The sequence below is a fragment of the Roseimaritima sediminicola genome, assembly GCF_009618275.1.
GTDB classification, from domain to species: Bacteria; Planctomycetota; Planctomycetia; order Pirellulales; family Pirellulaceae; genus Roseimaritima; species Roseimaritima sediminicola.
Genome location: NZ_WIAD01000024.1, coordinates 76,615 through 88,363, shown reverse-complemented (window position 1 = coordinate 88,363; position 11,749 = coordinate 76,615). Strand labels below are relative to the sequence as shown.

The window sequence follows — 11,749 nt, the reverse complement described above, 5'->3', positions numbered from 1 at the left end:
GCGCGTTCGGCTTGGGTCGTGTGCGACCACCTTGGGTGCGGAAACGTGTTTTGCCGCGGGACGATCCATCGCCGAAGCGCGCGTCGGCGAGCACACGGCCGAAGCGGCGTAGAAGTGAGTGAACCTCATCCCCTGTTCGCCGATTCGATCCAGGTTGGGAGTTTGAACAGCGGGACTACCAAAGCTGGAAAGGTCTCCGTAGCCGAGGTCATCGACAAGCAACAAAATGATGTTCGGCCGCTCGTCCGCCCTGGCCGGGACGCGCTGGCATGCGAAGCCGACCACGACGAGAACGATGGCAAGTGCAAAGGTGAAGTATTTCATCGATTCAAAAACCGTCTGCGGTGGAGTCGTGTACAAGCAGTGTTGCATTCGTTCTCGCCAAGACCCCGTCCCCAACACCATCTCGGCCGTAATCCACGCCGCCCTATCGCGATCGGAAAATCTCGCTGGTCAACACTTCGACGACCATCGTACGCAGGCCGCCGTCCTCGGCTCGCACGTTTTCGCAGATCTCGTCGATCTCGAACCGATCGGTCGGTTCCATGTGCCGCCCCGTAGCGTAGGTCAACATCTTCTCGACCAAACAACGCGTGAATCGATCCGCTCGGCTGTCCTTCAGCACCTCTTTGAAACTGGTAAAGTCGGTGTAGGACTCACCCGAGGGCAATGTTCCCGTAGGGTCGATCTCGGGTGCCGAGTCTTGGCCCTTGCCCTTGGGATAACTCGTCCGCCACCGCCCGATCGGATCGAAGTTCTCCAGCGCAAACCCCAGCGGATCGATGTTGCGATGACACACCGCACACGTCTGGTCTTCGCGATGTTTGGCCAATCGCTCGCGGATCGTGGTCGCCCCGCTGACATCGGCATCGATCGCCGGCACCTCGTCCGGCGGCGGCGGCGGATCGACGCCCAGGATGTTTTTCGATACCCATACGCCGCGAGTCACCGGCGACGTGGTCACGCCATCGGCACTGACCGTCAACACGCCGGCCATTGCCAACACGCCGCCCCGTGGGACGCCTTCACCAAGTTCAACGCGCCGGAAACCATCGGCCAAACTCATCGTGTTCTGTTCGGGCAAGTCGTACAGCTTGGCCAAACGTTTGTCGACGAACGTGTAATCGGCGTCCAACAAGTCCGTCACCGGCCCGTTCTCTTCGAGCAAATGTCGAAAGAACAAGCGGGCTTCCTGCTTCATCGATTCGGGCAGGTTCTCCGCGTAATACGCCACCGCGGCCCGGCGTGGCGGCGGCATACTGCCGATCCGCCGCAGCCCCAACCAGTTGTCGAGAAAGCTGTTCACAAACGCTTCGGACCGCTCATCGGCCAGCATGCGTTCGACTTGGCCTCGCAGCACCTCCGGCTCGACCAGCCGCTCCGATTCGGCCACTTCCAACAGCTCTTCATCCGGCGGCGCAGCCCACAGTGCGAAGGCAAGTCGCGACGCCAAGTCGAACGGCCGCAGCAACGTTTCGTCCTCCGGCGTGATCTCGCTGAGGTACAAAAACGATGGCGAACAGAGGATCATCTTCAGCGTGTCCAACGCCGCCTGCCGGGGGCTCGCCTCCTCGGCCACTCGTTGCTCGTACATCGTCGCGATTCGTTGGCGATCCTCTTCGCGGAGCGTCCGGCGGAAGGCCCGACGAGCAAACGCATTCAGCTGGTCCACGGCATGATCGGCCTGAAACCCCTCGCGGCCGAACACGGCCACCTCTTCGGCGCCGCCCTGCGGTTCGGCAACCGGACCATGGATCTTGATCTCGCCGATGCGGATGTGCGGCAACGCTCCTTCACGCAGGATGTGCGTTCGGCTGACTCCGCTGCGGTACGTCTTCGGATCGAACTCGTCCTTGTACCGCTTGTTGACGGTGATCACCGAGGCTCGCGATTCGTAGGGCCCATTGGGAAAAATAAAACGCGGCGTCTGGCCGGCTTCCAACCAGACGCGAAACTTCAGCCACTCCGGCTGCTCGTCGGGGACCACGGTGCGGTCCAGGATCGGTTCGACCGCTTGCGGGTAATGGATGTGTCCCTTGGTCACGTCCCCCGGCACGACGGCCAGCTGGAACGGTTCGGAAAAATCGATCCGAAAGATCTTCGGGTCGTAGTGGGTGTCGCGATGCATCGCTTGGGCGTGGACTTCGATGTCGTACAGCCCGGAGACCGGCACGCCTTCGAGAAAATCCTCGATGTGACCATAGCCGCCCTGCCGCGTGTCGGTATTGGGTTGCTCGTACAGGCAAAGGTACTCGTAATCGAAGGCCGCGCGGTGCGGTCCGGAGAGCTCCTCGTACTGCCGGAAGTTATCGGTGAAGTGCCACGTCTGTGGCTCGAGCTGTGGTTTGCCCAGCCGTGTTTCGACCAGCCGCTGGGCCGCCTGGAAGTACTGGTCCAGCAGGAACCCGGACGTCACCAGCGAGGCGCCCAGATTGTCCATGTCGCCCTCGGCCATGTCGCGAGGAAAGTCGGCGGTCAAACCCAGCGTATCGACGCGTCGGCCCAACAGCGCCGCCAAGGAGTTCTCGTATTCGCGGCGCGACAGCCGCCGCAGGACCGTGCGTCCGCCGGTGCTGCGAAACTTGTCGCGGCTGGCATCGATGCCATCGCGCAGGGCCTCCAGCACTGCCAGTCGCTGCTCGTCGCTGGGCTGCTCGGCAGCTTCCGGCGGCATCTGCCGCAGCGTCAGCTGGTCGACGATCTCGTCGGCCGTAAAGAGTTGCTGAGCGGACTCGAGCGGCAACCGAAACGTTGCGAATTCCCGCTCGCCCTCGGCGGATTCCGCATCGTGACACTCGATACAGAAGGAATTGAGAAACGTCTGAACCACTTCGGCCCGGGACGCAATCGCTTTCCGAGTCGACGCGTCATCGTCGGCTTCCGTGCAATTGGAGAACAGACAGACGCCAGCGACAACTGCGACGGCGCACAACGCACGCTCGGACAAAGTTAAAAAGCAAGCCATGGAGAATCGCGATCAGGAGAAAGTGCCGGTGCTGGTTCCGAAGGCGTCGATCTGAAGGCCCATTCGCTGAGCGATGTCGACGTACAGATTGCACAACGGAACTTTGCCGACGCCCTTGTCCGGCACGCGTTTGAATTCCCCTCGGCCGTAGCCGCCGCCGGCCAAGACGATCGGCAAGTCGGTATTGGTGTGCGAACTTCCGTTACCCATTCCGCTGCCAAACAGGACCGCCGTGGAATCGAGCAGGGTTTGCTGGCCGTCCTGCATGGAAGCCAACCGCGAAAGGAACTTGTTGAACTGCTCCAGTTGATAGGTTTCCAGCGTGACCAGGTGGGCGATCGTTTTCTCGTCGTTCCCGTGGTGCGACAAACTGTGATAGGACTTGTCGATGCCCAGATTCTGAGGCAGGAAGCTGCCGCCGATCTCGAGCGTGGCGACGCGCGTCGAATCGGTCTGCAGAGCCAACGCAATCAATTCGTACAGCACGGGCAGATCGTCCACCGTGTTGGTGTCGGCCGGTTTCTCGAAGGGCGGCTCGGGCTCGGGTTGATCCGCCCAGCGCTGGCGCGCCTGCAGTCGTTTCTCGACGTCCCGGATCGAACTGAAGTACTCGTCCAGCTTGTCCTTGTCTTCCTGGTTGACGCGCCGGGCCAGCGTCCCGGCCTCCTCGACGACCGAGTCCAGGATGGAAGCCTGCAGGGCGCCGGCACGAACTTTCTGCGCACGACGTTCAGGCGAATCGCTGACGAACAAACGCTCAAACAATTCGGCTGGACCGGTGATCGGCGGCACCCGCACGCCGGACTTGGTCCAGGACATCTGACAACCGCCGTGGATGCCGCCCTCGGATCCGACGGTCAGCGAAGGGAAACGCGTCTCCGGCCCGATGGCATCGGCGATGAACTGGTCAATGGTGACATTGCCATCGGGACGCTTTTTGGACTCGTGATGCAACACGCCCGAAAGAAACGTGTGCACCGCGAAGTGGCCACCGCGAAGTCCGTGGTCCAGCCCCCGATACACGTTCAACCGCTGACGATTCTCCGCCAACGGCTTCAGCAGGGGAGTCTCTTCGAAACCTTTGCCGGTGGTTTCCGGGAAGAAATGCTTTTGCTGGAACCCCAATAGATTGCCGACCGCAACAAACCGCCGCGCCCCATCGCCGGCTCCGCGATCGGCACGAACCGGCGTATTGGGATCGGCGGCCCGGGCGATCATCGAGGGCAGGGCAGGCAAGGCGAATGAACCAGCCAAGGACCGGAGGACGAATCGGCGACGTTCGATCGAATGTTTCTTCATAGCCCTGGAAAGCCCCAAGAATCGCAAGAAATACCAACAACAGGCCGCAACCAACCAACCGCCGGAGGGCCAAACGCGCGCCCATTCTATCGACTATTTCACCGCCATGCGATTTTCCCGGGGGAAAACCCTCAAACACCCTCGCCCGGAAGGCCTGAGACACCGGTCCCGGGATGGAGGAAGTCATGTGCGTCGCAGCAAGCGTCTAACGCTTTTGAAACACCCGCACGTGATCCACCTTCAACTGAACCGGAAACTCCGTGGTCTCGTCCGGCGCTCCCACGAACCCTCCGCCCACGGCCAAATTGATCACCAGATGAAAGGGCTTGTCAAAGGGTGCGGGAAACGGCTGGCCGGCGCTGTGCCAGCGATCCAGCGTCTGGTACAGCCGGCCATCGACGTACCAACGCATCTCCCCTGGCTCCCACTCCAGGGCGAATCCGTGAAACCCGTCGGCGAAGCTTCCCTCGGGCAAGTCGTAGTGGCCGGTCGCCGAGGCGTTCTTGGGCCAGGGCGCGCCAAAATGCAGCGTACCATGGACGCGTCCCGGCTCCTGACCTTTGTACTCGACGATGTCGATCTCGCCGCTCGCCGCCCAGCCCCCGTAGCTCTCTTCGGTTGGCAACATCCAAATGGCGGGCCAGATCCCCTGTCCCTCGGGCATTTGAGCTCGTACTTCGATCCGGCCGTACGTCCACTCGCCGCGGTGTTTGGTTCGGATTCGGCCCGAGGAGTACTCGCGGGTGGTTCCCATGATGTTCGGGCGGTCGGCATGAGCTTCGAGAATCAAATGGCCGTCGGCCACGCGAACGTTTTTCGGCCGGTCGGTATACATCTGCAACTCGTTATTGCCGCCGCCAAACGCGTTCACCTCCACGCCCCACTTGGAATAATCCAGCCGATCCCCATCGAACCCATCCGCCCAAACCAGCTGCCAATCATCGTCCTCGCCACCGCTCGCCTGCCGCAGCGATCGAGTGTTCCCCAGCCCCGCAACCAGCCAGCTGGCCATCAGAAACATCGCCAACATTCGAAAAGGAATCCGTGCTAGGCTCATAACGCATATCTCTAACAAAACAAAGCCAGGTCGGGATGTCGCGGAAACCTGCCACGACCGTCCCTGACCACGTGACGAAACAGAAAGCACCAAGGCTGGTTCATTCTATTTGGTAAAAGGTTTGATGAACAGAATTTGTATCCCCGGCTCAGCACGTCTGCTCTCGCTCTTATTGACCGTTGCGGGTGCGACCCTGGTTGGACCGGAAGCAGGGGCTGAGGATCAAGCGCAACAGGGGGCGTTGAGAACCGATCAGTTTGTTAATCCGATCGGCGAAGGAGCCGACCCGTGGGTCGTGCGCGATCCCAACGCAGCCCGTTATCTGTGGTGCATGTCCGACGGCAACCGTGCGATCGCCATCCACACCAGCGACAGTGTGACTTCGCTGGGCCGCAAGCACATCGTCTGGCGTGCAGCGAACAGCGGCCCGGTGTCGCAACAGGTCTGGGCTCCGGAGCTGCACTACCTGGACGATCGCTGGCACATTTACTTTGCCGCATCCGATGGCCGGAACGAGAACCATCTGGCCTATGTGCTGCGGTCCAAGACCGCCGACCCGCTGGGCGAGTACGAGCTGCACGGGCCGATCGCAACCGGCGAAGGGGCCGACGGTCGTTCTCCCAACATCTGGGCCATCGACATGACGGTGCTGGAACACGGCGGTCGCCGATATGCCCTGTGGTCCGGTTGGGACCGACCGGGTTCGGATCAGCAGTACCTGTACATCGCACCGATGGCCTCGCCCACAAAACTCGCCGGCCCGCGGGTGCGGATTTGCGACAACGACGATTACCTCTGGGAACGCATCGAACCGGACAACTCCAAACGCGGACTGAACGAAGCCCCGCAAGTGTTTCAAACCGAACAGCAAACATCGGTCGTCTATTCCTGCGGTGCCTCGTGGCTGCCGACCTACAAACTTGGCTTGTTGGAACTGGTCGGCGAAGATCCGTTGCAGCCGGCGTCCTGGAAGAAACGCCCGGAGCCTGTGTTCCGCGGCACGGAGGCAACCTACGGCGTCGGCCATTCCTGTTTCGTCAAGTCGCTCGATGGCAGCCAGTGGTGGCACGTGTTTCATGCCAAGCGGGATCGTCGGCCCGGTTGGCGTCGCGCGGTGCACGTCCAGCCGATGCATGTTGACGAAAAAGGCTTCCCCGTGTTCGGCGAACCGGTTCCGCCCGGCACCGTGTTGTCCGATCCGTCTGGCGACGCGATCGATGAAGACGACTTCTCCGCCGAATCGTTCGACTACTTTGGCCATCATCAGTACCTGGCGGTGGAGGATGGCACGATCCGGTTGGGTCGAGAACCCGAACAGCCCGTCAACGCGTATCGCGCCGGAGAGAAAGTGCTCTACAGCGGAGCGGTCCCCAGGGACGTGAAAGCCGAAGTCACGATCGATTTTCTGGGCAACGCTCGCTCACGCGATGCAGGGATTCTGTTTCGCACCACAGCAGCTTCGGTCGGCTACGACGCCCAGCGAGGTTATTTTGTAGGGCTGATTCCCCGCACCCAGCTGGTGGTACTCGGCCGCACCGACGGAACCTCCTGGCACGAGCTGGCACGTGCCAAGACGAAGATCAACACGACTCAGCCGCAACATCTAGCGATCCAAGTCGAGAGAGATCGTATCACCGTGGAGCACAATGGCGAGAAGAAGCTCCAGCACACCGACAACACCTACGATCGCGGCGTGATCGGCCTGCGCGTGGTGGATACCGACGCCCGTTTTTCCCAGCTGAAGGTCAGGGCGATCAAGCCATAGAGAATGTTTCTATCGGCTGCCGTCGGGTTCAGGAGCTCCTGCGCCAGGAGAGGTAGATTAGGCATTATCGATTTCGCCAAAAGCGCGAGCGTCGCTTGGCGTGAGCGACGGCAATGATGATGATGCGATCAGAGTCTTTGCGATAGACGATCTGAAACGGAAACTCCATTACGCTGCAGCTCTGATGAACGTCGTCAATCCAGATAAACCGGTCTGGATCCTGGCAGATTTTTTCGATCGTCAAGTCAACGGACACGGCGAAGCTTCGCGCCGCAGACGGGCTTCGCTCTCCATACCAGTCGGCTGATTCTTCAAGCTCAACTACAGCCTCCGGATGAAAATCAACTCGCATCCTGCACGCCGTGATTGGAAAACAACCGCTCGCGAATCGTGGACCAGCTTTCTGTCTGAACGACGCCTGACTTTACTTCGTCGCTGCGCCGCTTGATTTCCGCCAGCCATTCGTCGGCCAGCTTGGGAGGCTGGTCATCTGGAACCGAAGAGGCAAGATCGTCGATCAGCCGCAACCGCTCCTCAACAGGAAGTTGAGACGCGGAAGCGAGAATGTCTTGATAGTCGGGCATTGTCTGGCACCAGCCAATGTTCGTGGACGATTCAGCACATGACTCCTCTATTTTACCACGATCCCGCGCCACAGCGCAGCACCATGAGAAACTTCAAAGACCCGCGTTCGCCGCCGTACTGCTCGAACGTCCAGTCGGTTTCGTCGAGTAGCCAGGAGAAGGGTATCCATCTCGGATTGCCTCACACAGATGCGGAGCTGTTCAAGCGGTTCGTCCTGACATCAGCACCGGTCGGACAGATCGGAAAGCAGAGCGATCGGAAAGCAGAGCATTGACCGCAAGCGTGCTGGAGTCGAACTTCGCAGGCGATGGCAGGCAGGGTAACCGAGCGGCTGAAGCCTGGACTCCAGCGCGAGCAGGCTCATTGATGGGCACGGCGGCAACGTCCCGTTGGCCCAAGCTTATCCGGGGAGCCGCAGAAAAAGTACGCCCGACAGGATTCGAACCTGTAACCTTCGGCTCCGGAGGCCGACGCGCTATCCAATTGTGCCACGGGCGCTTTGTTCTTCTGAACTCCCCGAATTCTACACCTTTTCTGTGGCCTTGCCAGCTGGGTGGGAGCTAGTCGTCGTGGCTGCACAGATCGATGACGATCACGCAGGCGAGGATCAATACGTCGTCTTCTCCCTCGGCGATCTCCACGCCGTAGCTGTCGGTAAACGAAAACAGCTTCTTCGAAACGCTGGCGACCGGGCGGCCGTCGCGCGTGAATTGATACTCGTGATCGAAGTAATCGCCTTTGGCATCCAGATCCCCCGCCGCCGCGTCTTCGACATCGAACACGTCGCGGAAAAACGCTCTACAGCAAGTGCTTGGCTTTGATCTCCAAGTACTGATTGACCAGCGGTGCGGTCAGTTCGTCGGGGAACGTATCGACGACCAACACGCCGCGATGGGTCAGGTCGCGGATCACCTGGTCGCGCCAACAGAGAATCTCCGCCGCCGCGGCCGCCCGCAGCATGTTCTCGCGGTCCCCCTCGGGATGGTCGGCCGCGTCGAACATCTGGCGATCCCGCAGCAGCACGCCCACCGGCAGATGACGGCCACTGATGTTGCCCAAATAATCGACCACCTGAGCCGAGTTGACTTCGTCGATCAGGTTCGTCGTCAGCATCACCAGAGAGCGCCGCTTGCAGTGATTCGATAGATACAAGAACGCTTCGTCGTACCGCGATTCGACCAGCCGGGGAAATTGGTCAAACCCGGCTTGGATCAAGCGGTTCATCTGAGCCTTGCCGCCGCGGGGCGGAATGTAGGCGTGGATCGTGTCGGAGAAACACAGCATGCCCACCGAGTCGCCTTGTTCGAGGGCGACGTAGGCCAACAACAACGAAGCGTTCAGGGCGTGGTCGAGCAGCGAATAACCGGCCCGTTCGTTGGTCATCATCCGCCCACAGTCGAGCAAGAAGATCAACCGCTGGCTCTGGTCGCTTTGAAATTGCCGCACGGTCAGCTTGCGGCGACGGGCGGTGCTGCGCCAGTCGATGTGGCGGTAGTTGTCGTCGCGGCTGTAGTCGCGGAGTCGTTCGAAGTCGCTGTCCTGACCGATGCGACGGGTGCGGCGAACGCCGATCAGGCTGAGCCGATTGGTGCGAGCGAGCAACGCGTATTCCGACAACTGCTGCATGTCCGGGTAGACATTCAAACGGCTCTCGACCGGAATATCCACGTAACGCCGCCAAAACCCCAGCAGGCTGCGGGCGCTGACGTAAACCTTTTCCAGAGCAAACGCCCCGCGACTCTGCGGCACCAACCGCCGCCGCACGGTGACGCGGGCCAGCTGCGGTAGACGCAGGGAGTGCTGGGCGGGTTCCGCACGAAAGGACTCGGGCACGTCGTCGCGAAACGCGCCGCGGATCGTCGTCAGCGTCTTGTTTTCCAGCGTCAGGTCGTAATGCAGCGGTTTGCCCAGCGAAGCCGTACGCGGCAGCTCGCGCATCGCCCGCAGACCATCGGACGTCGACAGATACAGGAACGTCAGGTCCAACAGCACGAGGGCCGCCAGCACGCCATCGACCACGGCCACCACCAAAACCAGATGGCTGTTGATCACCGTCAACAACGACGCGGCCAGCGAGACGAGCAGCACCACCGCCCACAGCCAGGTGGGAAACGTGCGCAGCTTCCACGCGGCAAACAGCAGCGGGATGGCCACCGCCAACAACAGTAACCAGGGCAGGGCTGTGAGCCACTGAAATGTCGCCTGTGTGTCGCTCGTTATTTCGCCCAACGCGATGTCTCGACAAAGTTGATTCGGGGATGCGGCTGGGACAGCCGAGCGGTTTTGTTTCTGCTCGGCTGGGACAGCCGAGCGGTGTTGTTTCTTCTCGGCTGGGACAGCCGAGCGGCTTTGTTTCTTCTCGGCTGGGACAGCCGAGCTACTCTGTTTACAAGGCCACGGTGACGGTCTTCGATTCGGTGTAGGCCTTCAGCCCTTCCTCGCCCAGTTCGCGGCCGTAACCGCTCATTTTGAACCCGCCGAAGGGAGCCGCCGCATCGAAGACGTCGTAACAGTTTACCCATACCGTGCCGGCTCGAACACGCGCGGCAAAATCGTGAGCTTTGTGCACGTCGCGCGTCCAGATCGCGGCGGCCAGCCCGTAAAATGTGCGGTTGGCTCGCTCGATCATCCGCTCGGTGTCCTCAAACTTCAAGACGCTCAGGACCGGCCCGAATATTTCGTCCTGAGCGATCGCCATGTCGTCCTCGACGGCATCGAAGATCGTCGGCTGGACAAAGTAGCCGCGTTCGCCATGACGCTGGCCGCCGGTCACACAGCGAGCCCCTTCCTGCTGGCCCTTTTCGATGTAGGACATGATCTTGTCGAACTGGTTGCGGTCCACCTGCGGTCCCTGTTCGGTGTCCTCGGCGAAAGGGTCACCCAGTTTGCGATTCTTCGCTAGCCCCGTCAGCTTCTCCATAAACGCTTCGTGGGCGGACGCTTCGACAAACAATCGGCTGCCCGCACAACAGCACTGGCCCTGATTCAAGTACAGCCCCAGGTAGGCGCCTTGGGCGGCGGCATCGAGGTCGGCATCGGCGTACACCACGTTGGGACTTTTGCCGCCCAGTTCGAACGTCAAGCGTTTCAGCGTTTCGGCTGAATCGCGGGTGATGATCTGCGCCGTGCGGTGCTCGCCGGTAAACGCCACTTTGTCGATCATCGGATGTTTGACGACCGCCGCCCCGGCGGTCGGCCCGAAGCCCGGCACGACGTTGATCACGCCATCGGGAAACCCGACCTCCTTGGCCAACTGGGCCATCCGCAGGCAGGTCAGCGGCGTCTGCTCGGCCGGCTTCATCACGATCGTACAGCCGGCCGCCAGAGCGGGGCCCCATTTCCAGGCCGTCATCAGCATGGGGAAATTCCACGGAATGATCTGCCCGGCCACGCCCACCGGTTCACGCCGCGTGTAGCAAAAATAATTGCCGCGGATCGGGATCGTGCTGCCGTGAATCTTGTCGGCGTATCCGGCGTAGTAGCGGAGCACGTCGACAACCAAGGGCAGGTCCACGTGGCGGCTCTCGCGAATCGGTTTGCCGTTGTCCAGCGTTTCCAATGCGGCCAGTTCGTCGATCTCGCGTTCGATGCGGTCGGCCAACAGGTACATCAGCCGCCCCCGATCGCGAGCGTCCATCTTGGGCCAATCTCCGCTGTCGAAGGCTCGCCGAGCCGCCCGGGCCGCCCGATCGACATCCTCGGTATCGCCCTCGGCAACCTCAGCGATCAGCTCCTCAGTGGCCGGATTGATCGTGGCAAACGTCTTGCCGCTGGCCGCCTCCTGCCACTGGCCATCGATAAAGCACTGGGTGTGTTGCACCTGGATTTCTGCCGGTGAAGCTTGCAGTGAAGTAGCCATGATTCCACGGACTCCAAAAAATGAAAAAGGCGATGCGTCGGTACTTTTATTGTACGCGACACGCGTGGAACATACTGAGCCGTTTGGGCGAACGCCCCGGTTGGTTTCGGACCGAGACGCGGCGGAGGCGTTCTGGGTGAAACGGGCGAGCGATGTTATGGTGGTTGGCCGGCCCGCATGGAGGGCCCGCGAACGAATTAATTTGCGAGAAAGCGAGAT

11 protein-coding genes and 1 tRNA gene are annotated in these 11,749 nt (G+C 61.0%); 2 read left to right on the top strand and 10 right to left on the bottom strand.

Translation table 11 applies throughout. The features are described from left to right. The 4 genes from GE027_RS13110 to GE027_RS13095 all read right to left on the bottom strand — a co-directional run. A partial coding sequence (locus tag GE027_RS13110; RefSeq protein WP_237607513.1) for a sulfatase-like hydrolase/transferase occupies positions 1–372 on the bottom strand: 372 nt, incomplete at its 3' end. Between the two features lie 55 nt (positions 373–427). Next, entirely contained in the window at positions 428–2,932 is a 2,505-nt protein-coding gene (locus GE027_RS13105; RefSeq protein WP_237607512.1) for a DUF1592 domain-containing protein, read from the bottom strand. 45 nt (positions 2,933–2,977) lie between these two features. Further along, positions 2,978–4,264, bottom strand: a complete 1,287-nt coding sequence (locus GE027_RS13100; RefSeq protein WP_153557647.1) for a DUF1552 domain-containing protein — start codon at positions 4,262–4,264, stop codon at positions 2,978–2,980. A 205-nt stretch (positions 4,265–4,469) separates the two neighbouring features. Then, on the bottom strand, positions 4,470–5,321 hold the full coding sequence (locus GE027_RS13095) for a glycoside hydrolase family 16 protein (RefSeq protein WP_153557646.1): 852 nt from the start codon (positions 5,319–5,321) through the stop codon (positions 4,470–4,472). A 241-nt stretch (positions 5,322–5,562) separates the two neighbouring features. Between GE027_RS13095 and GE027_RS13090 the strand changes: the two genes are divergently transcribed. Continuing rightward, a complete protein-coding gene (locus GE027_RS13090; protein WP_237607511.1) occupies positions 5,563–7,086 on the top strand; it encodes a family 43 glycosylhydrolase in 1,524 nt (507 codons plus the stop codon). A 64-nt stretch (positions 7,087–7,150) separates the two neighbouring features. On the opposite strand, the gene GE027_RS23760 is transcribed toward GE027_RS13090, so the two are convergent. Both GE027_RS23760 and GE027_RS13080 read right to left on the bottom strand, forming a co-directional pair. Next, the gene (locus GE027_RS23760; RefSeq protein ID WP_153557644.1) at positions 7,151–7,438 is read right to left on the bottom strand and encodes a type II toxin-antitoxin system RelE/ParE family toxin; all 288 of its coding nucleotides are present in this window, start codon (positions 7,436–7,438) and stop codon (positions 7,151–7,153) included. Continuing rightward, positions 7,428–7,670, bottom strand: coding sequence for an addiction module protein (locus GE027_RS13080; RefSeq protein ID WP_153557643.1), 243 nt, complete (start codon positions 7,668–7,670; stop codon positions 7,428–7,430). The genes GE027_RS23760 and GE027_RS13080 overlap by 11 nt, the downstream gene beginning before the upstream one ends. 38 nt (positions 7,671–7,708) lie before the next feature. On the opposite strand from GE027_RS13080, the gene GE027_RS13075 reads away from it, so the two are divergent. Then, positions 7,709–7,945, top strand: coding sequence for a hypothetical protein (locus GE027_RS13075; RefSeq protein ID WP_153557642.1), 237 nt, complete (start codon positions 7,709–7,711; stop codon positions 7,943–7,945). A 150-nt stretch (positions 7,946–8,095) separates the two neighbouring features. Here GE027_RS13075 and GE027_RS13070 read toward each other — a convergent pair. The 4 genes from GE027_RS13070 to GE027_RS13055 all read right to left on the bottom strand — a co-directional run bounded on the left by GE027_RS13070 (position 8,096) and on the right by GE027_RS13055 (position 11,530). Next, positions 8,096–8,169 (bottom strand) — tRNA-Arg (locus GE027_RS13070). A 62-nt stretch (positions 8,170–8,231) separates the two neighbouring features. Continuing rightward, positions 8,232–8,453, bottom strand: a complete 222-nt coding sequence (locus GE027_RS13065; RefSeq protein ID WP_153557641.1) for an LURP-one-related/scramblase family protein — start codon at positions 8,451–8,453, stop codon at positions 8,232–8,234. Between the two features lie 16 nt (positions 8,454–8,469). Further along, entirely contained in the window at positions 8,470–9,900 is a 1,431-nt protein-coding gene (locus GE027_RS13060; protein WP_237607509.1) for a DUF58 domain-containing protein, read from the bottom strand. A gap of 157 nt (positions 9,901–10,057) precedes the next feature. Then, the gene (locus GE027_RS13055) at positions 10,058–11,530 is read right to left on the bottom strand and encodes an aldehyde dehydrogenase family protein (RefSeq protein WP_153557640.1); all 1,473 of its coding nucleotides are present in this window, start codon (positions 11,528–11,530) and stop codon (positions 10,058–10,060) included. Positions 11,531–11,749 lie beyond the last annotated feature (219 nt).